Origin of the sequence: Crenobacter cavernae, assembly GCF_003355495.1 — a bacterium.
GTDB classification, from domain to species: Bacteria; Pseudomonadota; Gammaproteobacteria; order Burkholderiales; family Chromobacteriaceae; genus Crenobacter; species Crenobacter cavernae.
This window is the reverse complement of the sequence record NZ_CP031337.1, coordinates 685,097-707,653: the sequence shown is the minus strand read 5'-3', so window position 1 is coordinate 707,653 and position 22,557 is coordinate 685,097. Positions and strand designations below refer to the sequence as shown.

At 62.3% G+C, this 22,557-nt stretch carries 32 protein-coding genes and 1 pseudogene; 24 read left to right on the top strand and 9 right to left on the bottom strand.

Annotation, left to right across the window (positions count from 1 at the left end):
- Positions 1-2 precede the first annotated feature (2 nt).
- The 17 genes from rpsN (at position 3) to DWG20_RS03370 (ending at position 10,413) form a co-directional block, all read left to right on the top strand.
- Positions 3-308 (top strand): 30S ribosomal protein S14, encoded by a 306-nt coding sequence (gene rpsN, locus DWG20_RS03450; protein ID WP_115432495.1) that lies wholly within the window; start codon positions 3-5, stop codon positions 306-308.
- A 13-nt stretch (positions 309-321) separates the two neighbouring features.
- Positions 322-717 (top strand): 30S ribosomal protein S8, encoded by a 396-nt coding sequence (gene rpsH, locus DWG20_RS03445; protein WP_115432494.1) that lies wholly within the window; start codon positions 322-324, stop codon positions 715-717.
- Between the two features lie 12 nt (positions 718-729).
- On the top strand, positions 730-1,263 hold the full coding sequence (gene rplF, locus DWG20_RS03440; protein ID WP_115432493.1) for a 50S ribosomal protein L6: 534 nt from the start codon (positions 730-732) through the stop codon (positions 1,261-1,263).
- 13 nt (positions 1,264-1,276) lie between these two features.
- Positions 1,277-1,630: a 50S ribosomal protein L18 gene (gene rplR, locus DWG20_RS03435; protein WP_115432492.1), complete on the top strand. Its 354-nt coding sequence runs from the start codon at positions 1,277-1,279 to the stop codon at positions 1,628-1,630.
- Positions 1,631-1,643: 13 nt separating this feature from the next.
- The gene (gene rpsE / locus DWG20_RS03430; protein ID WP_115432491.1) at positions 1,644-2,162 is read left to right on the top strand and encodes a 30S ribosomal protein S5; all 519 of its coding nucleotides are present in this window, start codon (positions 1,644-1,646) and stop codon (positions 2,160-2,162) included.
- The gene (rpmD, locus tag DWG20_RS03425) at positions 2,155-2,340 is read left to right on the top strand and encodes a 50S ribosomal protein L30 (RefSeq protein WP_115432490.1); all 186 of its coding nucleotides are present in this window, start codon (positions 2,155-2,157) and stop codon (positions 2,338-2,340) included. The genes rpsE and rpmD overlap by 8 nt, the downstream gene beginning before the upstream one ends.
- Complete coding sequence (gene rplO, locus DWG20_RS03420) at positions 2,341-2,775, top strand: 50S ribosomal protein L15 (RefSeq protein ID WP_115432489.1); 435 nt, start codon at positions 2,341-2,343, stop codon at positions 2,773-2,775. It abuts the gene before it with no gap.
- Positions 2,776-2,786: 11 nt separating this feature from the next.
- Positions 2,787-4,112 (top strand): preprotein translocase subunit SecY, encoded by a 1,326-nt coding sequence (gene secY / locus DWG20_RS03415; protein WP_115432488.1) that lies wholly within the window; start codon positions 2,787-2,789, stop codon positions 4,110-4,112.
- Between the two features lie 20 nt (positions 4,113-4,132).
- A complete protein-coding gene (gene infA, locus DWG20_RS03410; protein ID WP_115432487.1) occupies positions 4,133-4,351 on the top strand; it encodes a translation initiation factor IF-1 in 219 nt (72 codons plus the stop codon).
- 33 nt (positions 4,352-4,384) lie between these two features.
- Entirely contained in the window at positions 4,385-4,498 is a 114-nt protein-coding gene (gene rpmJ, locus DWG20_RS03405) for a 50S ribosomal protein L36 (RefSeq protein ID WP_049259016.1), read from the top strand.
- A 63-nt stretch (positions 4,499-4,561) separates the two neighbouring features.
- The gene (rpsM, locus tag DWG20_RS03400) at positions 4,562-4,924 is read left to right on the top strand and encodes a 30S ribosomal protein S13 (RefSeq protein ID WP_115432486.1); all 363 of its coding nucleotides are present in this window, start codon (positions 4,562-4,564) and stop codon (positions 4,922-4,924) included.
- 18 nt (positions 4,925-4,942) lie between these two features.
- Positions 4,943-5,338, top strand: coding sequence for a 30S ribosomal protein S11 (gene rpsK / locus DWG20_RS03395; RefSeq protein ID WP_011137709.1), 396 nt, complete (start codon positions 4,943-4,945; stop codon positions 5,336-5,338).
- Between the two features lie 18 nt (positions 5,339-5,356).
- A complete protein-coding gene (gene rpsD / locus DWG20_RS03390; protein WP_115432485.1) occupies positions 5,357-5,977 on the top strand; it encodes a 30S ribosomal protein S4 in 621 nt (206 codons plus the stop codon).
- Positions 5,978-6,000: 23 nt separating this feature from the next.
- Positions 6,001-6,984, top strand: a complete 984-nt coding sequence (locus DWG20_RS03385; RefSeq protein ID WP_115432484.1) for a DNA-directed RNA polymerase subunit alpha — start codon at positions 6,001-6,003, stop codon at positions 6,982-6,984.
- 24 nt (positions 6,985-7,008) lie between these two features.
- Positions 7,009-7,401 (top strand): 50S ribosomal protein L17, encoded by a 393-nt coding sequence (gene rplQ, locus DWG20_RS03380; RefSeq protein WP_115432483.1) that lies wholly within the window; start codon positions 7,009-7,011, stop codon positions 7,399-7,401.
- 178 nt (positions 7,402-7,579) lie between these two features.
- Entirely contained in the window at positions 7,580-8,449 is an 870-nt protein-coding gene (locus DWG20_RS03375) for a DMT family transporter (protein WP_220272004.1), read from the top strand.
- 86 nt (positions 8,450-8,535) lie between these two features.
- Positions 8,536-10,413 carry a methyl-accepting chemotaxis protein gene (locus DWG20_RS03370; RefSeq protein ID WP_115432481.1) on the top strand — a complete coding sequence of 626 codons (1,878 nt, stop codon included), beginning with the start codon at positions 8,536-8,538 and terminating at the stop codon, positions 10,411-10,413.
- Between the two features lie 255 nt (positions 10,414-10,668).
- Here the strand turns inward: DWG20_RS03370 and lnt are convergent, their stop codons facing one another.
- From lnt to DWG20_RS03335, 7 genes are all read right to left on the bottom strand, one after another.
- The gene (gene lnt / locus DWG20_RS03365; protein ID WP_115432480.1) at positions 10,669-12,168 is read right to left on the bottom strand and encodes an apolipoprotein N-acyltransferase; all 1,500 of its coding nucleotides are present in this window, start codon (positions 12,166-12,168) and stop codon (positions 10,669-10,671) included.
- Positions 12,158-13,006 (bottom strand): CorC family transporter, encoded by an 849-nt coding sequence (locus tag DWG20_RS03360; protein ID WP_115432479.1) that lies wholly within the window; start codon positions 13,004-13,006, stop codon positions 12,158-12,160. The genes lnt and DWG20_RS03360 overlap by 11 nt, the downstream gene beginning before the upstream one ends.
- Positions 13,007-13,014: 8 nt before the next feature.
- Complete coding sequence (gene ybeY / locus DWG20_RS03355) at positions 13,015-13,524, bottom strand: rRNA maturation RNase YbeY (RefSeq protein ID WP_115432478.1); 510 nt, start codon at positions 13,522-13,524, stop codon at positions 13,015-13,017.
- Positions 13,505-14,473 (bottom strand): PhoH family protein, encoded by a 969-nt coding sequence (locus DWG20_RS03350; RefSeq protein WP_115432477.1) that lies wholly within the window; start codon positions 14,471-14,473, stop codon positions 13,505-13,507. Before DWG20_RS03350 ends, ybeY begins: the two co-directional genes overlap by 20 nt.
- 51 nt (positions 14,474-14,524) lie before the next feature.
- On the bottom strand, positions 14,525-15,859 hold the full coding sequence (gene miaB / locus DWG20_RS03345; RefSeq protein ID WP_115432476.1) for a tRNA (N6-isopentenyl adenosine(37)-C2)-methylthiotransferase MiaB: 1,335 nt from the start codon (positions 15,857-15,859) through the stop codon (positions 14,525-14,527).
- 287 nt (positions 15,860-16,146) lie between these two features.
- Positions 16,147-16,665 (bottom strand): GNAT family N-acetyltransferase, encoded by a 519-nt coding sequence (locus tag DWG20_RS03340; protein ID WP_220272003.1) that lies wholly within the window; start codon positions 16,663-16,665, stop codon positions 16,147-16,149.
- Between the two features lie 157 nt (positions 16,666-16,822).
- The gene (locus tag DWG20_RS03335) at positions 16,823-17,470 is read right to left on the bottom strand and encodes a HugZ family pyridoxamine 5'-phosphate oxidase (protein ID WP_115432475.1); all 648 of its coding nucleotides are present in this window, start codon (positions 17,468-17,470) and stop codon (positions 16,823-16,825) included.
- 617 nt (positions 17,471-18,087) lie between these two features.
- On the opposite strand from DWG20_RS03335, the pseudogene DWG20_RS03330 reads away from it, so the two are divergent.
- A pseudogene (locus tag DWG20_RS03330) lies at positions 18,088-19,020 on the top strand (IS5 family transposase).
- A 70-nt stretch (positions 19,021-19,090) separates the two neighbouring features.
- Here the strand turns inward: DWG20_RS03330 and DWG20_RS03325 are convergent.
- A complete protein-coding gene (locus DWG20_RS03325) occupies positions 19,091-19,867 on the bottom strand; it encodes a metallophosphoesterase (RefSeq protein WP_115432474.1) in 777 nt (258 codons plus the stop codon).
- Positions 19,868-19,930: 63 nt separating this feature from the next.
- Entirely contained in the window at positions 19,931-20,305 is a 375-nt protein-coding gene (locus DWG20_RS03320; RefSeq protein ID WP_147289910.1) for a hypothetical protein, read from the bottom strand.
- 90 nt (positions 20,306-20,395) lie between these two features.
- Between DWG20_RS03320 and DWG20_RS03315 the strand changes: the two genes are divergently transcribed.
- The 6 genes from DWG20_RS03315 to DWG20_RS03290 all read left to right on the top strand — a co-directional run bounded on the left by DWG20_RS03315 (position 20,396) and on the right by DWG20_RS03290 (position 22,547).
- Positions 20,396-21,076 carry a tyrosine-type recombinase/integrase gene (locus DWG20_RS03315; protein ID WP_115432472.1) on the top strand — a complete coding sequence of 227 codons (681 nt, stop codon included), beginning with the start codon at positions 20,396-20,398 and terminating at the stop codon, positions 21,074-21,076.
- A gap of 33 nt (positions 21,077-21,109) precedes the next feature.
- Positions 21,110-21,295, top strand: coding sequence for an XRE family transcriptional regulator (locus DWG20_RS03310; protein WP_115432471.1), 186 nt, complete (start codon positions 21,110-21,112; stop codon positions 21,293-21,295).
- 88 nt (positions 21,296-21,383) lie between these two features.
- Entirely contained in the window at positions 21,384-21,644 is a 261-nt protein-coding gene (locus DWG20_RS03305) for a DUF4160 domain-containing protein (RefSeq protein ID WP_115432470.1), read from the top strand.
- A gap of 4 nt (positions 21,645-21,648) precedes the next feature.
- Positions 21,649-21,903: a DUF2442 domain-containing protein gene (locus tag DWG20_RS03300; protein ID WP_115432469.1), complete on the top strand. Its 255-nt coding sequence runs from the start codon at positions 21,649-21,651 to the stop codon at positions 21,901-21,903.
- Between the two features lie 118 nt (positions 21,904-22,021).
- Positions 22,022-22,324 (top strand): hypothetical protein, encoded by a 303-nt coding sequence (locus DWG20_RS03295; protein WP_115432468.1) that lies wholly within the window; start codon positions 22,022-22,024, stop codon positions 22,322-22,324.
- Between the two features lie 16 nt (positions 22,325-22,340).
- Positions 22,341-22,547 (top strand): hypothetical protein, encoded by a 207-nt coding sequence (locus DWG20_RS03290; protein WP_115432467.1) that lies wholly within the window; start codon positions 22,341-22,343, stop codon positions 22,545-22,547.
- Positions 22,548-22,557 lie beyond the last annotated feature (10 nt).

The following is a 22,557-nucleotide window of genomic DNA, read 5'->3' as shown; positions in this document are numbered from 1 at the left end:
ACATGGCAAAACTTGCACTGATTAACCGTGAAAAGAAGCGCGCCAAGCTCGTCGCCAAATTTGCTGGCAAGCGTGAAGAGCTTCTCGCAATCATCAACAACTCCAACCTCTCGGATGAAGAGCGTTTCGAGGCCCGCCTGAAGCTTCAGGCCCTGCCGCGCAACGCCAGCCCGGTGCGCCAACGTAACCGTTGCGCCATTACCGGTCGTCCGCGTGGTGTGTTCCGTAAATTCGGTCTGGGTCGTAACAAGCTTCGTGAACTCGCCATGAAAGGCGAGATCCCGGGGGTTGTGAAGGCCAGCTGGTAATAGGAGAAAACGAATGAGCATGCATGATCCTATTTCCGACATGTTGACCCGCATCCGTAACGCCCAGCGCGCTGCCAAGACGGCTGTTTCCATGCCGTCCTCGAAGCTGAAGCTGGCGATTGCCCAGGTGCTGAAAGACGAAGGCTATGTCGAAGATTTCGCGATCTCCGGCGACGAGAAAAAACCGGTTCTCGACATCCAGCTGAAATACTACGCTGGCCGTCCGGTGATCGAGCGTATCGATCGCGTTTCTCGTCCGGGCCTGCGTGTCTACAAGGGCACCACGGATATTCCGAAGGTGATGAACGGTCTTGGCGTGGCGATTCTGTCCACCTCCAAGGGCGTGATGACCGATCGCAAAGCGCGCGCTGCCGGTATCGGCGGTGAGCTGCTGTGCTTCGTGGCATAAGGAGAGGGTGTAATGTCTCGCGTAGCTAAAAACCCTGTCGCGATCCCGGCCGGTGTCGAAGTGAAATTCGGTGCTTCCGAGGTGACCGTGAAGGGCGCGCTTGGCACCCTCAGCACTGCCCTGTGCAACGAGGTGGAAGTCAAGCTGGAAGACAATCAGCTGACCTTCGCAGCCAAGACCGACAGCAAGTTCGCGCGTTCCATGTCTGGTACGCTGCGTGCGCTCCTCAACAACATGGTTGCGGGTGTCTCCAAAGGCTTCGAGAAGAAGCTGCAGCTGGTCGGCGTGGGTTACCGCGCCCAAGCTCAAGGCGATACCCTGAACCTGTCGCTTGGTTTCTCGCACCCGGTGGCCCACCAGATGCCGGCTGGCATCACCGTGGCAACCCCGACGCAGACCGAAATCCTGATCAAAGGCGCTGACAAACAGCGCGTGGGTCAGGTGGCCGCCGAGATTCGTGCTTATCGTGCTCCGGAGCCCTATAAGGGCAAGGGCGTGCGTTACGCCGACGAGGTGGTGGTTCTGAAAGAGACCAAGAAGAAGTAATTGAGGCACTGAAATGGACAAAAAACAAGCTCGACTCCGCCGCGCACGCAAAACCCGTGCACGTATTGCAGAGCTCAAGATGGTGCGTCTTAGCGTGCATCGCACCAACGGCCACATCTACGCCCAGGTCATCGATGCTGCCGGCGCTCGCGTGCTGGCCAGCGCTTCTACTCTGGAAGCCGAAGTGCGCGCTGACGTTGCCCAGGGTGGCAACGTGAACGCCGCCGTCGTGGTGGGCAAGCGTATCGCCGAAAAGGCCAAGGCTGCTGGCGTTGCCCAAGTGGCGTTCGACCGTTCCGGCTTCAAGTACCACGGTCGTATCAAGGCCCTGGCGGACGCTGCCCGCGAGCACGGTCTGGAATTCTAATTCGGAGTGAAGAATGGCTAAGCACGAAATGGAAGATCGTGGCGACGGTCTGATCGAGAAGATGATCGGCGTCAACCGCGTCACCAAGGTGGTGAAGGGCGGCCGGATCATGGCCTTCTCGGCACTCACCGTGGTGGGTGACGGCGATGGCGGCATCGGCATGGGCAAAGGCAAGTCGAAAGAAGTGCCGGTTGCCGTGCAAAAAGCAATGGAACAAGCCCGCCGCAATCTGGTGAAGGTGCCGCTGAAGAACGGTACCCTGCACCACGCAGTGTTCGGCAAGCATGGCGCGACCACCGTGTTCATGCAGCCGGCCAAAGAGGGTAGCGGCGTGAAGGCCGGTGGCCCGATGCGTGCCGTGTTCGAAGCCATGGGCGTGCGTAACGTCTCGGCCAAGGTGCACGGTTCGACCAACCCGTACAACGTGGTTCGCGCCACGCTGGACGGTCTGCAGAAGATCTACACCCCCGGTCAAGTGGCTGCCAAGCGCGGCTTGAGCGTGGACGAGATCCTGGGAGTTGAGCATGAGTAATGCAAAGACTGTCAAGGTGACCCTGGTGAAGAGCCTGATCGGTCGCCTCGAGTCCCACAAAGCGTGCGCTCGCGGTCTGGGTCTGAAGAAGATTCGCCAGACTGTCGAAGTGCTCGATACGCCTGAAAACCGTGGCATGATCAACAAGATCAGCTACCTGCTCAAGAGCGAGGGCTAAATGGAGCTGAACACCATTAAACCCGCAGAGGGTGCAACGCACGCCAAGCGTCGCGTCGGTCGTGGTATCGGTAGCGGCCTCGGCAAGACTGCCGGTCGTGGCCACAAAGGTCAGAAGAGCCGCGCTGGTGGCTTCCACAAGGTAGGCTTCGAAGGCGGTCAGATGCCGCTGCAACGCCGTCTGCCGAAGCGTGGTTTCAAGTCGCTGACTGCTGGCAAGACCGCTGAAGTGCGTCTGTCCGAACTCAACCTGCTGCCGGTCGACGAAATTGATCTCTTGGTGCTGAAGCAAGCCGGTGTCGTGCCGGCCGGTGCCGATATTGCCAAGGTGATCGTGTCCGGCAAGGTGGAGCGTGCGCTGAAACTGCGTGGCATCACCGCTACCGCCGGTGCCCGTGCTGCAATTGAAGCCGCCGGTGGCAGCTTCGTCGAATAAGGCGCACCTCTGTGGCGAATACTTCTCTAGTGGCCAATGCCAACAAGTATGGTGACCTGAAGAGCCGTATCTGGTTTCTGATCGGTGCTTTGATCGTCTACCGGATCGGTGCTCATATTCCGGTTCCGGGGATCAACCCTGCCGAACTAGCGAAGTTGTTCCACACGTCGCAAACGGGCCTCCTGGACATGTTCAACATGTTTTCCGGGGGCGCCCTTTCGAGATTTACGGTATTTGCCATCGGCATCATGCCGTATATCTCGGCCTCCATCATTCTGCAGCTCGCCTCCGAGGCCGTTCCGGCCTTGAAGCAGTTGAAGAAAGAGGGCGACGCTGGGCGGCGCAAAATAACTCAGTACACTCGGTATGCAACCGTAGTACTCGCGACTTTCCAAAGTTTCGGTATTGCGGTGATGTTGTTTCAGCAGCCGAACTTGGTGACGAGCGGACAGTGGGAGTTCTACCTCACCACGGTCGTGACGCTGGTCACGGGTACGATGTTCCTGATGTGGCTTGGTGAGCAGATTACCGAGCGCGGGATCGGTAACGGCATTTCGCTGATCATCTGCGCGGGTATCGCAGCCGGTGTGCCGTCGGCGATCGGCAAGACGCTGACGCTGACCAGCCAGGGTTCGCTGCCTATCCTGTTCGCCGTTGTGCTGTTCATCGGCGTTGCCTTGGTGACCTACCTCGTCGTCTTCGTCGAACGTGGTCAGCGCAAGGTGCTGGTGAACTACGCCAAGCGCCAGGTCGGTAACCGTGTCATGCAGGGACAGAGCACGCACCTGCCGCTCAAGCTCAACATGGCCGGCGTGATTCCGCCGATCTTCGCCTCGAGTATCATCCTGTTCCCGGCCACGGTTCTCGGCTGGTTTGGGAATACCGAGGGGATGGGCTGGCTGAAAAGTGTGGCTGACAAACTGCATCCGGGTCAACCGATCTACATCTTGTTCTATGCGGCGGCGATCATCTTCTTCTGCTACTTCTATACCGCCTTGGTCTTCAACCCCAAGGAAACGGCAGATAACCTGAAGAAGAGCGGTGCGTTCATCCCGGGCATCCGTCCGGGCGAACAGACCTCGCGCTACATCGAGAAGATCATCATGCGTCTGACGCTGGTGGGGGCGGTCTACATCACCCTGGTGTGCCTGCTGCCGGAATTCCTGATCCTGAAATGGAACGTGCCGTTCTATTTCGGCGGGACTTCGCTGCTGATCATGGTGGTGGTGACGATGGACTTCATGACGCAAGTGCAGTCCTACGTGTTGTCGCACCAGTATGAGGGCCTGCTCAAGAAGGCCAACTTCAAGGGCAACGGTGGCGCGTTTACTCGCTAAGTGACCGAGTTCGCTGGGTTATGGCTAAAGAAGATACCATCCAGATATTGGGCGAAATCGTGGAGTCGTTGCCCAACGCAACCTTCAAGGTCAAGCTTGAGAATGGACACGTGGTATTGGGGCATATTTCCGGGAAGATGCGGAAGTTTTATATCCGCATCCTGCCGGGTGACAAAGTGACGGTCGAACTGACACCTTACGATCTGTCCCGTGCCCGTATCGTGTTCCGTGCGAAGTGATTCGCATACGATCTTTGTACGAAAGGAACTGCAATGCGCGTACAACCTTCGGTAAAGAAAATTTGCCGTAATTGCAAAGTCATCCGCCGCAATCGCGTGGTTCGCGTGATCTGCACGGATCCCCGCCACAAGCAACGCCAAGGCTAATATTTGTTAGCCGCGATGTTGCGTGGTACACTCTTCGACTTTTCGAGGTCTTAAGGAAAGACTATGGCCCGTATCGCAGGGGTAAACATCCCCAACCATGCGCACGCCGTAATCGGCCTGCAGGCCATCTACGGCATCGGCTTGACCCGCGCCCAAGCGATTTGCGCTTCGGCCGGCGTGACTCCTTCCACCAAGGTGAAGGATCTGTCCGACGCAGAGATGGAAACACTGCGTGAGGAAGTGGCTAAGTTCACCGTTGAAGGTGACCTGCGCCGCGAAATCACCATGAGCATCAAACGCTTGATGGACATGGGCAGCTACCGTGGCATGCGCCATCGTCGTGGCCTCCCATGCCGCGGCCAGCGTACTCGCACCAATGCCCGTACCCGTAAGGGCCCGCGCAAGGCGATCGCCGGCAAGAAGTAATTTTAAGGAACACAGAGAATGGCTAAAGCAAACACAGCTGTCCGTGTACGCAAGAAGGTGCGCAAGTCTGTTAGCGAAGGTATCGTGCACGTGCACGCTTCGTTCAACAACACCATCATCACCATCACCGATCGTCAAGGGAATGCACTTTCTTGGGCTACCTCCGGCGGTGCTGGTTTCAAAGGCTCGCGCAAGAGTACACCCTTTGCTGCTCAGGTAGCGGCAGAGCACGCTGGTAAAGTTGCCCAAGAATACGGTGTGAAGAACCTCGAAGTTCGCATCAAGGGCCCTGGCCCGGGTCGCGAATCCGCGGTGCGTGCCCTCAACTCGCTGGGTTTCAAGATCACCAGCATCTCCGACGTGACGCCGGTGCCGCACAACGGTTGCCGTCCGCCCAAAAAACGTCGTATCTAATTCGGAGAGTGTGAGAACATGGCACGTTACATCGGCCCAAAATGTAAACTCGCGCGTCGCGAAGGAACTGACCTTTTCCTGAAGAGCGCGCGTCGCGCACTGGATTCCAAGTGCAAACTCGACACCCCCCCGGGGCAGCACGGTGCGAAAAAACCGCGCGTGTCCGAGTTCGGCACCCAGCTGCGTGAAAAGCAAAAAGTCCGCCGTATCTACGGCGTGCTGGAACGCCAGTTCCGCAAATATTTCGCTGAAGCGGTTCGTCGCAAGGGTTCGACCGGCGAAAACCTGCTGCAAATCCTTGAGTCGCGTCTGGACAACGTGGTGTACCGCGTCGGCCTGGGTTCGACCCGCGCCGAAGCCCGTCAGCTGGTGAGCCACAAGGCCGTCACCGTGAACGGCATCGTGGTCAACATCCCGTCCTACCAGGTGAAAGCCGGCGACGTGGTGACGGTTCGCGAAAAAGCCAAGAAGCAAGTGCGCATTCAAGAGGCACTGGCGTTGGCCGAGCAAGCCGGTTTCCCGTCCTGGGTTTCGGTGGATTCGAAGAAAATGGAAGGCGTGTTCAAGAGCGCGCCGGAACGTTCCGAACTGTCTAGCGATATCAACGAACAGCTCGTTGTGGAATTCTACTCCAAGTAATCGCTAGCCTTTAAGGAATCACTATGCAAAACAGCGCTTCGGAATTTCTGAAACCGCGTTTGATCGACGTTCAGCCGGTTTCCTCGACGCACGCTCGTGTGTCGATGGAGCCGTTCGAGCGTGGCTACGCCCATACCCTGGGCAATGCACTGCGCCGTATCTTGCTGTCGTCGATGCCGGGCTTTGCTCCGACCGAAGTGACCATCGCTGGCGTTTTGCATGAGTATTCCGCGCTTGACGGCGTGCGGGAGGATGTCGTCGACATCCTCCTCAACCTCAAGGGCGTGGTGCTTAAACTGCATGGTCGCGACAACGTCATCCTTTCCTTGAAAAAGGAAGGTGAAGGCGCTGTGCTGGCCAGCGATATCGAGCTTCCGCACGATGTTGAAGTCATCAACCCGGATCATGTGATCTGCCATCTGTCGGCGGGCGGCAAGATCGATATGGAAGTCAAAGTGGAACTGGGCCGCGGTTACCAACCGGTAGCGACGCGCGTGAGCCACGAAGACAACCGTACGATCGGCACCATCCAGCTGGACGCGTCGTTCTCGCCGGTCAGCCGCGTGAGCTTCGGCGTCGAAAGCGCCCGCGTCGAGCAGCGTACCGACCTCGACCGCCTGGTTCTCGACATCGAGACCAACGGCGTGATCGAGCCGGAAGAAGCTGTGCGCATGGCAGCGCGTATCCTGGTGGATCAACTGTCGATCTTTGCCGATCTGCAAGGAACGGCGGTGGAAGAGGTCGTGGAAAAGGCGCCTCAGATTGATCCGATTCTGCTGCGCCCGGTCGATGATCTTGAACTGACGGTTCGCTCGGCCAACTGCCTGAAGGCAGAGAACATCTATTACATCGGTGATCTGATCCAGCGCACCGAGACCGAGCTCTTGAAGACCCCGAATCTGGGTCGCAAGTCGCTCAACGAGATTAAAGAAGTTCTCTCCTCCAAGGGCCTGACGCTCGGCATGAAGCTCGAGAACTGGCCGCCGGCAGGGCTGGAGAAGCCGTAAGGCTTGAGATAAAAGGACACTAGAATGCGTCATCGTTATAGCAATCGTAAACTGAATCGTACGACCAGCCACCGTCTGGCGATGCTGCGTAACATGGCTAACTCGCTGCTGCGTCACGAAGCCATCGTGACCACGCTGCCGAAAGCCAAGGAACTGCGTCGCGTGGCTGAGCCGCTCATCACCCTGGGCAAGAAGCCGTCGCTGGCTAACCGTCGTCTGGCATTTGACCGCACCCGCGATCGCGATATCGTGGTCAAACTGTTCGACGTTCTGGGCCCGCGCTTTGCAGCGCGCAACGGCGGCTACCTGCGCATCCTGAAGTACGGTTTCCGCAAGGGCGACAACGCCCCGCTGGCTCTGGTAGAGCTCGTGGACCGTCCGGAAGGTGAAGTCTTGGTGGACGACGCGGCCGAGTAATCCTCGGTTGTAGAAGAAAAAAGCCGGCCTCGTGCCGGCTTTTTTCTTTTGTGGCGTGCTTTCGGGGCTCGGCCAACCTTGGGGTAACACCGGGGTTGGCCGAGCCCTTTTTCGATCCGACAATGCACGTCCGGATACAATATTCATCTTTGCTATGCGCACGCCAACAGCAGGCGGGTTGATCTATCTCAAGCTGGTGCTGACGACGTTGATCTGGGGGGCGACTTTTCCTATCGGTCGCTACGCCGCGAAGGCCGCGGCGCCGCTGGCGGTAGCCGAATGGCGCTTTGCGCTCGCTGCGGCGGCGCTGATGGCTCTCCTCGCGCGTCGAGAACGACTGCTGCGGCCCACGGGGGCCGCCGGCCGCCTGGCGCTGGCGCTCGGTTTCACCGGCGTGTTCGCCTACAACATCTGCTTCTTCTTCGGGCTGGAGCGGGTGCCGGCCAGCCGTGCCGCGCTGATCGTCGCGCTGAACCCGGTGCTCGTCGCGCTGGCTGCCACCGCGGTCTATGGTCAGAGATTGAGCCTTGTGCGTTGGGGCGGCGTCGCGGTGTCCTTGTTCGGCGCGGCGCTGGTGATCAGCCGCGGCGAGCTGAATGAACTCGTATCGCACGTCGGCGCCGGAGAGCTGATCGTCTTCGGGAGTTCGCTGGCGTGGAGCGCGTACACGCTCTTGGGGCGTAACGCCGCTCAACATTTCTCGCCGCTGGCGAGCACCACCTGGGCCGCGCTGGCCGGTGCGCTGATGCTGTTGCCGCCGGCGCTGTGGGAGGGCCGGATGATCGCGACGCTGACTCTTGGCCCCGCGATGTGGCTGGCCCTGCTGCACCTGGGGCTGCTCGCCACCGTGGTCGCCTTCCTGTGGTACGCCGAGGGGGTGAAGGCGATCGGCCCGACGCGCACCGTGGTCTTCACCAACCTGGTCCCGGTGTTCGCCGTGCTGATCGGCGTACTGTTGTTTGGAGAAGAGCTGCTGTGGAGCATGGTGATAGGCGGCGCGCTGGTCAGTCTGGGCGTGTGGCTGACCAACCGCCCGGCCTTACGCTGATTCCGTATTAGAGCAACAAGCAACAACCCGGGCGCTGGGCGGCCGATCGGGTTGCCCCATAACACGCCGCCCAGTGGGGAAATAGCATGCGTTCATTACGCACCAAAATGATCCTGGTGATCGCGCTGATGCTGGGCGTGCTCGGCGTGGTGCTGACCAGCCTGATCTATCTGCAGATGAAGAAGAGCGTCGAGGATGGCATCGCCAAGGAGCTGTCGGCCGTCGTTGCGGGGCAGGGCAACGTGATCGGCGAATGGGCGCGCGGCAAGGTCAGCATCGTCGAGGCGGCGGTGCCGGTCGCGACGTTGGCCGAGCCCCTCGTGTATCTGGACAACCTGAACCGCGCCGGCGGCTTCGACGTCAGCTACGTCGGTTACGCCGACAAGCGCATGCTGTACTCGGACGGACGGCCGCAAAAGCCCGACTACGACCCGACCGCGCGCCCGTGGTACGCGCTGGCGAAGCAGGTCGGCAAGCCGGCGATCTCCGAGCCCTACGTCGACTTCGATACCAAGAAGCTGGTGGTGACCGTGGTGTCGCCGGTGATGGCGAACGGCCAGCTGGTCGGCGTCGCCGGCGGCGACGTGTTCATCGACGCGCTGGTCAAGTCGGTGCTCGGCGTGAAGCTGAACGTCGACGGTTATGCCTTCCTCGTCGAGAAGTCGGGCAAGGTGATCGCGCACCCCGACCCGTCGCTGACACTCAAACCGATCGCCGACAAGATTCCGACGCTGGGTGAAGAGAAGGTCGGTGCGCTGGCCGACAGCGGCGAGTTGGCCGAGGTCGACAGTGACGGCGTCGGCTACTTCACGCGTCTCGTCGCCGTGCCGGGCACCGACTGGTACCTCGGCGTGGTGGTCAACCGCGACCAGGTGCTTGCCCCGCTCAACAAGTTGCTCTACACGGTGCTCGCGACCGCGCTGATCGTGTTCCTCGCGATGGTGCCGCTGGCGGGTGTCGTGCTCGGCCGCATGCTGTCGGGCCTCGGCCGCATGCGTGACGCGATGAAGGAGATTTCGGCGGGCGAAGGCGACCTGACGCGCCGCATCCAGGTGGCCGGCGAAGACGAGATCGCCGAGACCGCGCACGCATTCAACGCCTTCATCGAGCGCCTGCACACGATGTTCCGCGCGGTGCGCGACGAGGCCGACCGCGTGTCGGGCGGCGTCGAGGCGGTAGGTTCCACCATCGAACGCGTCGCCGACGATTCGCGGCAGATCGCCGACGTATCCGGCTCGAACGCCGCGACGCTGGAGGAGATCACCATTAGCATCTCGCACATCGCCGACGCGGCGCGTGAGGCCGACGGCCTGGTGGTGCGCACCGGCGAGGTGTCAAGCGAGAGCGCCGAGGCGATGGAACGCATCACCCGCGAGATGGAGCGCACGATGAACGCGGTGCGCGAGCTGTCGGGCATGCTGACGACGCTCGACGGCCGCTCGCAGCAGATTTCCGGCATCACCAACGTGATCAAGGACATCGCCGACCAGACCAATCTGTTGGCGCTGAACGCCGCGATCGAGGCGGCGCGCGCTGGCGAGCAGGGCCGCGGTTTCGCCGTCGTCGCCGACGAGGTCAGGAAGTTGGCCGAGCGCACCGGAGCGGCGACGGTCGAGATCTCGGGCATGGTCAGCGCGATCCGCGACGAGACGCGCTCGGCGGTCGACAATATGCAGCATGCGCTCGGCTCGGTAGACGGCGGGGTCGCGCTGACGCAGGCGGCAGTCGCGCAGATCGGCGAGATCCGCCGGACGATGGAGGCGGTGGTCGCAAAGATGAGCGAGATCGCGCTGTCGACCAGCGAGCAGCATAACGCGACCACGCAGATCGCCCAGAGCACCGAGCGCATCAACAACCGCATCATCGAGAGCGACGGCGCGCTGCAGGGCGCGCATCATACTTTGACGGGCCTGGCCGAAGCGGCGGGCAGTCTGCGCCAGCAGTTCTCGCGCTTCAGGCTGTAAGCGTATTGCCAGCCGCAACGCCGCGCCGACGGGGAAACCCGCCGGCGCGGCGTTTTGCTTTGGGGGCGGCATGCGCCCGGCTCAAGCTTGGCCGAGCTTTTCCGGACGTGGGGCGAAGGCGGTCAGGGCGGTGCTGCGGGACCCGGCCTGCCTTGGGTCTCGGCCAACGTCGGTCGCGCGCGGTTTATGAAGCAAGTGCTGGGAAAGGCGTGTGAGAGGTTGGCCGAGCCCCGTCTGGGGCCTGGTCTGCTCGGTCTAGCGGCGGCGCCCGATCAGGCCGGCGATCAGCGCCAAGAGCGCGGCGCCGAGCAGCACCGGCATGTTGCCGACGCGCATATACGGCGTGTCGCCACCGTAGCCCTGCACCTGGCCGGTCAGCACCTGCTCGGTGTCGGGCGCGGCGACCGCGTCGATGCGGCCGTCGGGGCCGATGATCGCAGTCATGCCGGTGTTGGTCGCGCGCAGCATCGGCCGGCCGGTCTCCAGCGCGCGCGCCTGCGACAGCTGCAGGTGCTGGCTCATCGCGTTGCTCTTGCCGAACCACGCGAGGTTGCTGACGTTGGCGAGCATCGTCGCGCTTTTCGCCGGGCCGATCAGTTCCTCGCCGAAGCTGTCCTCATAGCAGACGTTGAACGCGACCTTCTGGCCGGCGAGCGCGATCGGTGCCTGCCGGGCGCCGCCGCGCGAGAAGCCCGACAGCGGCATGTCCATGAACTGGTAGATCCAGCCGGTGACGAGCGGCAGCGGCACGAACTCGCCGAACGGCACCAGGTGGTCCTTGGCGTACGACGGCGCGCCCGGTTCGGTCAGTGCGACGACCGCGTTCAGGTAGCCCTCGCCGTCGCGCGTGTGGCGCGGGATGCCGAGCGCGAGCGCCATGTTCTTGCGCGTCGCGTCGCCGAGCAGCATCGTGAGATAACCTGACGGCAGGTCGTCGAGGAAGGCGGGCAGCGCGGTCTCGGGCAGGATCATCAGGTCGGCGCGCGTGGTCGCGACCTGGCGGTAGTAGCGGGCCAGCGTCATCTCGTAGACGTCGGGCCGCCACTTCAGCGCCTGCGGGATATTGCCCTGGCCGAGTGCGACGCTGATCGGCGCGCCTGCGGGTTCGGTCCAGCGTAGCGGTTTGAGCGCGACCGCGCCCCACCACAGCGCGGTCGACGCCGCGATGGGCAGCAACAGCCACGCGCCGCGTAGCCGGTAGAGGGTGACCACGGCGCCGGCGGTGAGCGCTACGGCGAAGGTCACCAGATGGATGCCGCCGATCGGCGCGAAGCTCGACAGCGGGCTCTCGGTGATCTGGCTGTAGCCGATCGCGCCCCATGGGAAGCCGGTCAGCATCCAGCTCCTGAGCCACTCGGTCAGCGTCCACGCCGCCGGGAAGGCGATCAGCCAGCGCAAGCCTGGCCGAGGCTTGAGGCGGCCGACCCACCACAGCACCAGCCCAGGGTAGAGCGCGAGGTAGGCGGGCAGCAGCAGCACCAGCGGCGCGGCGATGAACGCCGGCAGGCCGGCGACGTTGTGCAGGCTCTGGTAGATCCAGTGGAAGTTGCTCGTGTACGCGGCGAGGCCGAAGCCGTAGCCGAGCGCGAAGCCCTGCTGCGGGCGGCGCTCGACCAGCACGCCGAGCGCGGCCAACAACAGCGGCATCAGCCACCATAGGCGGTAGGGCGCGAACGCGAAGACGGTGAGTGCGCCGGCGACGAGCGCGACGAGGAAGGCGAGCCAGGCGGCGCGGCCCGGGCGTTTATTGAGCATTGTTGTCCGGTTCTGCGCGCACGCGTTCGACCAGCAAGAGGTGCACGCGGCGGCTGTCGGCGCGCATCACGGTGATGCGCAGCTCGTCGAGGTCGAGCACCTCGCCGCGCTTGGGCAGGTGGCAGAGTTTGGAGAGCAACAGGCCGCCGACGGTGTCGACCTCGGCGTCGGAGAACGCGGTGCCGAAGTGCGCGTTGAAGTCGGCGATCTCGGTGGTCGCCTTCACGCGGAAGCGGTTGCCGCGCACCGGCACGATGGCGTCGTCGGCCTCCTCGAGGTCGTGTTCGTCCTCGATGTCGCCGACGATCTGCTCGATAACGTCCTCGATGGTGACGAGGCCGGCGATGCCGCCGTATTCGTCGACCACCAGCGCCATGTGGTTGCGCGTCGCGCGAAAGTCGCGCAACAGCATGTTCAGCGGCTTCGACTCGGGCACGAACAGCGCCGGACGCAGGTGCGCCTTGAGGTCGAAGGTCTTAGGCTGGTGGAAGTAGCGCAGCAGGTCCTTGGCCAGCAGGATGCCGAGCACGTCGTCCTTGTCGTTGCCGATGACCGGGAAGCGCGAGTGCGCGGTGTCGATCACGAACGGCAGGAAGCGGTCGACCTCGTCGACGCGGATCACGTCCATCTGGCTGCGCGGCACCATCACGTCGCGCACCGTCAGTTCGCCGACCGACAGCACGCCCTCGATCATGCCGAGCGCTTCGGCGTCCAGCAGGTGGCGCTCGAAGGCGCCGTGCAACAGTTCGACCAGCTCTTCGCGGTCTTCGGGTTCGCGCAGCAGGAAAGCGGACAGCCTCTCCAGCCAGGTGCCGCGCGGTTTACTGGGCTCTTCCATGGGCAGGTTCAGACGGCCTCCTCGGCGTAGGGATTCGCATATCCTAGCCGGGCGAGAATGGCGCTTTCAAGCGCTTCCATTTCGTCGGCGTCGTCGTCTTCGAGATGGTCGTAGCCTTGCAGGTGCAGCATGCCGTGCACAGTGAGGTGCGCGTAGTGCGCGGCGAGCGTCTTGCCCTGCTCCGCCGCCTCGCGCGCGACCACGCCGGTCGCGAACACGATGTCGCCGACCAGCGGCAGCCCGGGCACGAGCTCCCCGCCCTCGTTCAGCGCGAAACTCAGCACGTTGGTCGCGTAATCCTTGCCGCGGTAGTCGCGGTTAAGCGTACGGCCTTCTTCTTCGCCGACCAGCGTCAGCGACACCTCGGCCGACCTGACCGGCGGCAACAGCGCCGCGCGCGCCCAGCGCACGAAGTCGGCGCGACTCGGCACGGCGGCGTCGCCGCTGCGGTTGTCGACGGACAGGGACAGACGCTCGGCCAACCTGAGGCCGGCCGGATTACGCTTCGCGCTTTTCATTGGCTTGGTATTGCTCGTAGGCGTCGACGATCTTCTGCACCAGCGGGTGGCGCACGACGTCGTCGCTGTGGAATTGGTGGAAATGGATGCCGCGCACATTGTTGAGGATCTGGCGCACCTCGATCAGGCCGCTCTTCTGGCTCTTGGCGAGGTCGATCTGCGTGATGTCGCCGGTGACCACCGCGCGCGAACCGAAGCCGATCCGCGTGAGGAACATCTTCATCTGTTCGGGCGTGGTGTTCTGCGCCTCGTCGAGGATGATGAACGACGAATTCAGCGTGCGGCCGCGCATGTAGGCGAGCGGCGCGATCTCGATCAGGTTCTTCTCGAACAGCCGCGCGACCTTGTCGTAGCCCATCAGGTCGTACAGCGCGTCGTACAGCGGCCGCAGGTAGGGGTCGACCTTCTGCGCGAGGTCGCCGGGCAGGAAACCGAGCTTCTCGCCGGCCTCGACCGCCGGGCGCACCAGCACGATGCGTTTGACCGCGTCGCGCTCCATCGCGTCGACCGCGCACGCGACGGCGAGGTAGGTCTTTCCGGTGCCCGCCGGGCCGATGCCGAAGGTGATGTCGTGCTCGAGGATGGCCTTGATGTAGCCGTTCTGGCGCGGCGTGCGGCCGCGCAGATCGCCGCGGCGCGTGTGCAGCACCGGCACGTTATCTTCGGCCGGGTCGACGTGGTGGTGGACGAGTTCGCGCACTTCGACGAGGCCGAGCTGGATGTCGTCGACCTCGAGCGCGCGTTTTTCGGCGGCGAGGTAAAAGCGCGTCAGCGCGGCGACCGCCTCGCGCGCCTTGTCGCCCTTCACGCGGAACGATTCGCCGCGCCGGGCTATGCTCACGTCGAGCGCGGTCTCGATCTGTCTGAGGTTTTCGTCGAGCGGGCCGCACAGGTTGGCGAGCCGTTCATTGTCGACGGGATTGAAAGCGAGGTGTTCGGTCTGGGGCATGGATGGGCCTTGGGGCTCGGCCAACGTGTGAAGGTTGGCCGAGGCGGGGTGTCAGGCGGTTTCGACGGTGAGGATCTCGCCCGACAGCGAGTGCGGATGCGCTTCGGTGATGACGACTTCGATCATCTGGTTGATCAGGCGCGGGTGGCCGACGAAGTTGACCACCCGGTTGTTCATCGTGCGCGCGGCGAGCATGGCCGGGTCGCGCTTCGACACGCCCTCGACCAGCACCTGCTGCACGCTGCCGACCATGCCCTGGTTGATCGCGAAGCCACGGGCCTCGATCGCCTCGTTCAGCGCGGTCAGGCGGCGCACTTTTTCCTCGTGCGGCGTATCGTCCGGCAGGTTGGACGCCGGCGTGCCGGGGCGCGGGCTGTAGATGAACACGAAGCTGAAGTCGAACTCCAGGTCCTTCACCAGTTTCAGCGTCGCCTCGAAGTCGGCGTCGGTCTCGCCGGGGAAGCCGATGATGAAGTCGGAGCTGAGGCACAGGTCCGGGCGGATCGCCCTGAGCTTCCTGATGATCGACTTGTATTCGAGGCCGGTGTAGCCGCGCTTCATCGCCATCAGCACGCGGTCGGAGCCGCTCTGCACCGGCAGGTGCAGGTGCGAGACGAGCTTCGGCAGGCGGGCGTAGCAGTCGATGATGCGCTGCGAGAATTCGCGCGGGTGGCTGGTGGTGAAGCGGATGCGCTCGACGCCGGGGATCTCGTGCACGTATTCGAGCAGCAGCGCGAAGTCGGCGATCTCACCGTCGGCCATCAGCCCGCGGTAGGCGTTGACGTTCTGGCCCAGCAGCGTGATTTCCTTCACGCCCTGCGCGGCGAGGCCGGCGATCTCGGTCAGCACGTCGTCGAACGGGCGGCTCACTTCCTCGCCGCGCGTGTACGGCACCACGCAGAACGAGCAGTACTTCGAACAGCCTTCCATGATCGACACGAAGGCGGCGCCGCCGTCGACCTTGGCCGGCGGGATGTGGTCGAACTTCTCGATCTCGGGGAAGGAGATGTCGACCTGCGACGCGCCGGTGTTGCGCTTGGCGGCGATCATCTCGGGCAGGCGGTGCAGCGTCTGCGGGCCGAAAACGACGTCGACGTAGGGCGCGCGCTTGACGATCGCCTCGCCCTCCTGGCTCGCGACGCAGCCGCCGACGCCGATCACGAGGTCGGGGCGGGCGAGTTTCAGCTCGCGCACGCGGCCCAGGTCGGAGAACACCTTTTCCTGCGCCTTCTCGCGCACGCTACAGGTATTGAACAGGATCACGTCGGCGTCTTCCGGCGTGTCGGTCTTGACCATGCCTTCGGCGTTGCCGAGTACGTCGACCATCTTGTCGGAGTCGTACTCGTTCATCTGGCAACCGAAGGTCTTGATGTACACCTTTTTCATTGCGGCGAAGCTTCCAGCTGTTGCATCCGGGCCGCGTATTCCTCGGCGGTCAGCACCCAGATTCGATTCACATTGCCCATGAAGTCCACGATGGCGCCGACCCGTGGCGGGGCGTACGGTCGGGCGGGTTTTCATAGGCAAAATAACAAGTTAGCGAGTCTACCATAGGCGGTGGCGCCGGCGGTATCCGCGCGGCATTCCCGTATATTAGGTAGCTACGTCGCCGCGGCCAAGCGGCGCGGCGCGTTCAAGGTTGGCCGAGCCTTCGTCGCGTCGCTTCGGCGCGCCTACAGCGCGCGCTGCATGCCTAGCGCGTCATCGCCGTAGCAGGCGAGTTTGGACGTTGGCAGCCGGTAGGCGCGATAGCCGAAGCGCGCCCAGAACGCGTCGGCGCCCTGCACCGCGACCAGCCGCGAGTAGACGAGGCCGCGGGCGCGCGCGACCCTCAACGCCTCGTCGACCAGCTTGGGGCCGACGCCGTGGCCGCGCGCGTCGGGGTGCAGCGCGAGGTCGTGGATGAACAGCGTGTCGGCGCCGGCAGGTAGGCCGGCCAGAGGCGTGTCGAGCGCCGGCGGCTTCTCGCCGGCCCACGGGTGGGCGAACAGATAGCCGAGCAGCGTATCGGCGCGTTCGGCGACCCAGCAGGTGTCGGGCGCGAGACGGCGGCGCGACGCGAGCGCGTGGCGCGATTCGATCAGTTCGGGGCGGTAGCAGTGGCGCTGGACGGCGAGAACGGCTTCGAGGTCGGCCTCCTGCATGGTGCGCAGGCCGATGCGCGGGTCGGAACGGGGTGACTGGGTGGACATGGCGGATCAGGCGGGCCGCGCCGGGCGAAAACGGCTGGGGCGAAGTGGCGCGGACGGCATCGAAAATACGGGCAAGGTTCAGAGGGCGGGCATGGTAGCGCAGCGGGCCGCCGGCTGTCGAACCGGGCGGGCGCGGCCTTCGCCTTTGACGGAGTAGTCAGCGCGCGGCGAGCGCGTCGGCGACCGCCTGGCGGCGCGCGTCGGCGCTGTCGGCTGGCGCGGCGAAAGACAGGCGCAGGCGCTGGCTGCCCTGTGCCAGGTCGGCACCGTAGACGTCGAGGCCCAGCCAGCGGGCCGCCGGTGGCAGGGATGGCAAGGCCGCGAGTTCCACCGCTTCCGCGTCGGGCGCGAGGGCGAGAGCCCGTCGCATCTCGTCGGCCTCAATCCAGCCCATGCGGCCGAAGCCGGCGATCAGCCGCAGCCGCTTCGGCTGCAGCCGAAAAAAGGTGAAATCGCCGAGCGCAAGATATTGCTCGGCTCCCGGCTGGTAGCGCAGGTAACGCGCTATCTGCGCTTCGGTCGGCGCGAACGGCTGCACGTCGCCGACGAGCGTCAGCCGCGCGCCGGCAAGGATGTCGGGCAGGTCGGGCTCGACCAGCAGCAGGCTGGCGCGCGGGTCGGCGTTCAGGTTGTGGGTATGCTCGGCCAACGCGCTGACGAGGAAAAGCGGGCAATGGTGCTCGTCCGGTGCGAAGGGCAGCGCGGTGGCGAACGGGTAGCCCGGCAGATGTACAGAATGCGTGGCGAGGGTACCGTAGGCGGCGGCGTGCAAGAGGTCGAGGGCGGCGGCGAGCGGGAGTTTCATGGTGTGGCTCCGATCCTGTTCGTCGATGATCGACAAGATGGCAGCCGGAAACGGAAAAAGCCAGATGCACGAGCATCTGGCTTTTCGAATCGGGTGGTGGCGAATCAGGGATTTTTCAAAATACACCAACAACACATTGAAAAATATAACTTTTCCAGGCTGCATGAACTAATTTGTAGCAGCGGATTGTATCAATGGCAAGGGCTTTGCGAGGGATGTCGAATTCATGAGTCCATAGGCAGATTGGCCATTAGGCGGCGGAATTTCACATGCGACCTGGCGCGGCCCCCAGAGTGGATGACGTTAGGTTAGCGTTGGTTTTGCTTGGTAAAACTCAATGGCGGTATCGTCGCGTGAGTGAGAGTAAGAGGTGAAGGGGGCTGGCATGGCGGCCTCTTCGGCCGCTGGTGTCAGGTGGCTCGTCGGGCATCGGGGGCAGGAGGCCGATGCGCAGGCCGAGGCTTGGCCTCCGCGTTCAGCGTTTGTAGCGTCGGAGCGCTGAGCCGTCATTGCCAAAGTCACTCTTGTCGGTTGCTGGCTGCGGCCGGTCCACTTGGGCTTTGTTGCGCAAATCGCTCGAAGAGCGGCCTGAGCATCTCTTCAGGTAAGCTCGCAGCATGAGCAAACTCGCTCCCGCCAAGTATCAAACCACCAACTGGAAGGCCTACAACGCGGCCCTCAAGGCACGCGGGTCGCTGATGATCTGGCTGGACAAGGGCATGCGCTGGCAGGGCGCCCCAAGCGGAAAACGGGGTCGCACGCCGACGTTCAGCGATCCGGCCATTCAGTTCTGCCTGACGGTCAAATGCCTTTTCGGCCTCGCGTTGCGACAAGCAGCGGGCATGGTGGAGAGCCTGATCAAGCTGGCCGGTCTGGACTGGACCGTGCCGAACTTCAGTACCCTCTGTCGCCGGCAGCAGCACCTGACGGTCCAAATCCCCGCACGCACGACCAGTTCGGGGCTGTACCTGCTGATCGACAGCACCGGCATCAAGATGCGGGGAGAAGGCGAGTGGAAGACGAAAAAGCACGGCGCCGAGTCCCGCCGCCAGTGGTGCAAGGTCCATCTGGGCATCGATGCGCAGACGCTGGAGATCCGGGCCATCGAGGTCACCGACCACACGGTGGGCGACGCGCCGATGCTGTCCGAGTTACTGGATCAGATCCCGTCCGATGAAACGGTGCTTTCCGTGAGCGGCGATGGCGCCTACGACACCCAGGGCTGCCATGAGGCGATCACCCGGCGCCAGGCCGCTGCGGTGATACCGACCCGCAAGAATGCCAAGCTGTGGAAAGAGAATCGACCGGGTGCCGTTGCTCGTAACGAGATCCTGCGCACCACACGGCATCTGGGTCGGGCGATCTGGAAGACATGGAGCGGCTAGCACCGGCGCAGCCTGGTCGAAACCAAGATGCGGTGCTTCAAGCTCCTGGGCGAACGGGTGATGGCCAGAGACTTCGATCGTCAGGTGGCGGAGTTGCAGGTGCGGGCGGCGATCCTGAATCGCTTCACACATCTGGGCACGCCGACCACCGTCCGAGTGGCATAAATCCGTCCGGGAAAGGGGCTCCGCGCCCTGACCGGCATTTGTGCAACAGCGCCCTGCGTATCTCAAGCGTTCAGAGGGTGATGATTAGTCTTGGTGTGAACGATGTATTTTCTGGAGGTCGGCCTGCAACCACGTAGCCACGCGGGTTGCAGACAACCCGGCATTTCCCGAGTTGATAATCGAAGCTGTCGTGGGTATGTCCATGAATCCACACGTCGGCGAGTTCCACCAACGAGTCGAGCCTGCTGGCGAAGGCAGGGGAGAGTTGGTCGTTCTGGAACCTAGGGGCGACACTATGAGCTGAAGGTAGGTGATGTGTGATCACAACGCGCTTCTTCTCGCTTGGCTCATACAAGCGTCTGGCGAGCCAAGCCTTGGCTTCAGCGTGTAGCAAGGCCGTGTCACTGGGCCGGAAGCGGCGGAAGTTGCCGTGCTCCTCAAAACGAATTGTTCCCGTGAAATCCGTCAGGCGAGTCGCCGCAAATGATTCTGCGATGCGTATCTCTTCAGGCGTGTCACCGTTGAGGGCAAAATCGGTCCACAAGATGGCCCCCAGGAACTCGATATCGCCGATGACAAGGCTCTCTTTGTCGAGGAGATGAACGTTCGGCGTCTTGTCAGCTGCTGCCCTAAGATCACTCAACACGCGGCTATACTCCCCGCGATAGAACTCATGGTTGCCGGGCACATAGATCACCGGCAGGTCTGCGCAATGAGCCTGAATCCAGGGAAGAGCACGTGTACCCAGATGGATGTCGCCGGCGAGGATAACGATATCGATGCCAGAAACATCCAGATCCAGTGTCGAGAACTCCAGGTGCAGATCGCTGACCACCAAAGCTTTCATGGCTATGCCTTATTTTGGAGGAGCAGTCCTATCTTACCCCGCTTTTCGCCTGGGTATGGAGGCCTAGGTCTGTTGGAGGCTCCATTGGGCGATCTGCTGGACGTGTTGGTTTATCGGTGCGGCGTAGTTAATGTGCATCGACCTGTTAATGAGCATGAGTACGATCACACCGGCGCCAAGCGTGGCAAGGACAAACAGGTTAACCAACCCCTGTGCTGCGGCACTGTTGATTCTCGCCAGCCGCCGGAGCACATCGCGTTGGCTTAGCGTCACCCATCTCTCTGTAGCGTGATTGACAAGAGCAATGTAGTAAACCGTGTTCTTCTCGAGATGCAGGCTGTGTACGCCAATCAGCATGATCTCTTGGCCGGCCCGGACCGAAAATGAACTGTCGTCCGGCAGTGCAATCACCCGCTCCTTACCATTTTCCGAGGACATCAACAACGGCGCGGTGGTACGCTTGAAAAAGACGCCCCGCGCAACTCTCTCTGAATCGTTAATGAAACCGGCACTTTTCAGAGAGGTTCCATGCCCGCCATCAAACGAGCCCCCACGCTCAAACCATCACAGCTTCGCCATGTCCTAGCCGTCACCCAGGCAACCAGTCGCCACCCCGAGCGCGATTGCCTCGCCATCCTTCTAACTCATGCGACTGGCATTCGTTGCACGGAGGCTGCCCGCCTTGAAATCCGTGACGTGCTATGGCCGACCGGCAGGCTCCGCGACGAGGTGCAGTTGCGCGCCGAGACCACAAAGAACTGCCGTGCCCGCCTTATTTTTCTCACCAGTCCGAAGCTCCGCGTCGCACTTGAAACCTATCTGTCGTACCGGCTGAGTCATCGACTTGGGTGTGCCCTTGGCGACGCCGAGTATCGCGGCCTGATGCCCTGCACCAAGCTGTTGCTCACGCATCGAGGTAGTAGCTTCGAGCTGGTGCGCAAACGCCGGACGCTGCCGGATGGCCGAAAGGTCGATTATTGGGCCGCCGACGCACTGGAAGCCAGATTCCGCGATTTGTACCGAGCAGCCGGCATAAAGACCAGCAGCCATGCTGGCAGGCGCTCATTTGCCAGCGCCTTGCTCAAGTCCGGCGTGACGCTGGAGCAGGTTGCCATTCTCCTAGGTCATCAGGATACCGAGGTCACATCGGCCTATATCCACGTAGAGAAAAACAGCTTCGCGCTATGTACGAAACAGCGTTATGATTGAACTTGGATTCAAATATTTGCAGTATAGGTACAAATGTCTACTGATAAACGACTGACACCGGACGAGTTCAAGGCCGAGTTCAAACGACGCGGCTGGACGGGGCGAGCGCTGGCCGCCCGCTGGGGAAAATCCGAGACCTGGATCAGCAAGATCGCCAGTAATCCCGAGCGAGATCAGCATTGGGATGATGCTGTTCGGGGGTTGCCAATGGCAAAATAGTTTGAACAATAGTTCAAAACAACACTTGCGCCTGTATGAACTATAGTTCATACATATGGCTATGTTTAACGCATAGGCGGACACGTAAATGCCGACCATCAGCCACTTTTACGGCATCTTGATCCAGATGTTTTTCAATGACCACGCACCGGCCCACTTCCATGTGAAGTACGGCGAATTCAAGGCTGTCGTTGATATCCAAACGCTGGAGGTTAGCCAAGGCAAACTGCCGCGCCGGGCGCTCGCCTTGGTGCGGGAGTGGGCGCAAACGCACCGCGCCGAGCTGCTGGAAGATTGGGAGCTGTGCCGCCAGATGCAGCACCCGAAACCGATTCAACCGCTGGAGTAATGTGATGGAATGGGATGTGGTGAACGTCAAGGTGGCCGGGCCGCATACGCTGTTCGTCCAGTTCCGCGACGGCGTGCAGGGCGAAATGGAGTTCAAGCCGTCGTTCTTCCGGGGCGTGTTCGCGCACCTGATCAACCCGCAGGCGTTCGAGGCCGTGCAGGTGGTCGATGGGGTAGTGACCTGGCCGGACGAGCTGGACCTGGCCCCGGACGCCATGCACGATGAGATCAAGCGCAACGGGCGCTGGATCGTTCAATAACCGACTCGGAAAAGCCTTGTTCATGCCGGTGGTCGCCGGCATCTGCAAGCTTTCATCATCGCGCCCTAGAGCGCCCGCGCCGGCCGGTAGCCGGGATCAGACAAGATAGGAATCGATAATGGGTATCGGATCGACGCTGGCAGTTGAAGAGGCTGAAGAACAGTACCGTGAGGACTGCGCGAAACAGATTGCGCGGACAGCGGCGCCGCTTGTCGCTGCTGGGGATATGGGGCGAGACGATGCTATCCGAACGGTCACCGAATGGCTGCGCCAGGGGAGTGAGGCAGAGGGCGACGTAACCGGAGTCGTGTCCGTTCAGAACAAATTTCCAACTCCAAGTAAGGAAGTTGCCACCAAACAGGTTGCCGCGATCGTGCACGATTTGTTGGACGCTGCTCGGGCGGCAGCGGACACCCTCTAAGCAGCGGAAAATTATCATGGCAAACAAGCAAGACCTTATTGAATTGACTGAAACCCTTCTGAATGTCCACCTGTTGGCAATTAATCAATGTCAACGCAAAGCCCTGGAGGCTTCTGAAAAAGGTGACATGGCAGCATGCGCGGTTGCTCTCCGCCAGCAGGACAAAGCCATCCTGGATGCGCAGTCCACCAGTACAGCACTGCAAAAACTGCTTAACAGCTAGGGCCGGAAAA

Bases quoted from the DNA above. Each gene is read 5' to 3' on its own strand.
- DWG20_RS03325 (WP_115432474.1), bottom strand. From the start codon at position 19,867: ATGAAAGCTTTGGTGGTCAGCGATCTGCACCTGGAGTTCTCGACACTG.
- rpsN (WP_115432495.1), top strand. From the start codon at position 3: ATGGCAAAACTTGCACTGATTAACCGTGAAAAGAAGCGCGCCAAGCTC.
- DWG20_RS03310 (WP_115432471.1), top strand. From the start codon at position 21,110: ATGTCTACTGATAAACGACTGACACCGGACGAGTTCAAGGCCGAGTTC.
- DWG20_RS03290 (WP_115432467.1), top strand. From the start codon at position 22,341: ATGGCAAACAAGCAAGACCTTATTGAATTGACTGAAACCCTTCTGAAT.
- DWG20_RS03335 (WP_115432475.1), bottom strand. From the start codon at position 17,470: ATGAAACTCCCGCTCGCCGCCGCCCTCGACCTCTTGCACGCCGCCGCC.
- DWG20_RS03370 (WP_115432481.1), top strand. From the start codon at position 8,536: ATGCGTTCATTACGCACCAAAATGATCCTGGTGATCGCGCTGATGCTG.
- DWG20_RS03360 (WP_115432479.1), bottom strand. From the start codon at position 13,006: ATGGAAGAGCCCAGTAAACCGCGCGGCACCTGGCTGGAGAGGCTGTCC.
- rpsD (WP_115432485.1), top strand. From the start codon at position 5,357: ATGGCACGTTACATCGGCCCAAAATGTAAACTCGCGCGTCGCGAAGGA.
- rplR (WP_115432492.1), top strand. From the start codon at position 1,277: ATGGACAAAAAACAAGCTCGACTCCGCCGCGCACGCAAAACCCGTGCA.
- DWG20_RS03340 (WP_220272003.1), bottom strand. From the start codon at position 16,665: ATGTCCACCCAGTCACCCCGTTCCGACCCGCGCATCGGCCTGCGCACC.
- rplO (WP_115432489.1), top strand. From the start codon at position 2,341: ATGGAGCTGAACACCATTAAACCCGCAGAGGGTGCAACGCACGCCAAG.
- lnt (WP_115432480.1), bottom strand. From the start codon at position 12,168: ATGCTCAATAAACGCCCGGGCCGCGCCGCCTGGCTCGCCTTCCTCGTC.
- DWG20_RS03315 (WP_115432472.1), top strand. From the start codon at position 20,396: ATGCCCGCCATCAAACGAGCCCCCACGCTCAAACCATCACAGCTTCGC.
- rpsE (WP_115432491.1), top strand. From the start codon at position 1,644: ATGGCTAAGCACGAAATGGAAGATCGTGGCGACGGTCTGATCGAGAAG.
- rpsM (WP_115432486.1), top strand. From the start codon at position 4,562: ATGGCCCGTATCGCAGGGGTAAACATCCCCAACCATGCGCACGCCGTA.
- DWG20_RS03305 (WP_115432470.1), top strand. From the start codon at position 21,384: ATGCCGACCATCAGCCACTTTTACGGCATCTTGATCCAGATGTTTTTC.
- rplQ (WP_115432483.1), top strand. From the start codon at position 7,009: ATGCGTCATCGTTATAGCAATCGTAAACTGAATCGTACGACCAGCCAC.
- rpmJ (WP_049259016.1), top strand. From the start codon at position 4,385: ATGCGCGTACAACCTTCGGTAAAGAAAATTTGCCGTAATTGCAAAGTC.
- rpmD (WP_115432490.1), top strand. From the start codon at position 2,155: ATGAGTAATGCAAAGACTGTCAAGGTGACCCTGGTGAAGAGCCTGATC.
- miaB (WP_115432476.1), bottom strand. From the start codon at position 15,859: ATGAAAAAGGTGTACATCAAGACCTTCGGTTGCCAGATGAACGAGTAC.
- DWG20_RS03320 (WP_147289910.1), bottom strand. From the start codon at position 20,305: ATGTCCTCGGAAAATGGTAAGGAGCGGGTGATTGCACTGCCGGACGAC.
- DWG20_RS03350 (WP_115432477.1), bottom strand. From the start codon at position 14,473: ATGCCCCAGACCGAACACCTCGCTTTCAATCCCGTCGACAATGAACGG.
- rpsK (WP_011137709.1), top strand. From the start codon at position 4,943: ATGGCTAAAGCAAACACAGCTGTCCGTGTACGCAAGAAGGTGCGCAAG.
- infA (WP_115432487.1), top strand. From the start codon at position 4,133: ATGGCTAAAGAAGATACCATCCAGATATTGGGCGAAATCGTGGAGTCG.
- DWG20_RS03385 (WP_115432484.1), top strand. From the start codon at position 6,001: ATGCAAAACAGCGCTTCGGAATTTCTGAAACCGCGTTTGATCGACGTT.
- ybeY (WP_115432478.1), bottom strand. From the start codon at position 13,524: ATGAAAAGCGCGAAGCGTAATCCGGCCGGCCTCAGGTTGGCCGAGCGT.
- DWG20_RS03300 (WP_115432469.1), top strand. From the start codon at position 21,649: ATGGAATGGGATGTGGTGAACGTCAAGGTGGCCGGGCCGCATACGCTG.
- DWG20_RS03295 (WP_115432468.1), top strand. From the start codon at position 22,022: ATGGGTATCGGATCGACGCTGGCAGTTGAAGAGGCTGAAGAACAGTAC.
- rpsH (WP_115432494.1), top strand. From the start codon at position 322: ATGAGCATGCATGATCCTATTTCCGACATGTTGACCCGCATCCGTAAC.
- rplF (WP_115432493.1), top strand. From the start codon at position 730: ATGTCTCGCGTAGCTAAAAACCCTGTCGCGATCCCGGCCGGTGTCGAA.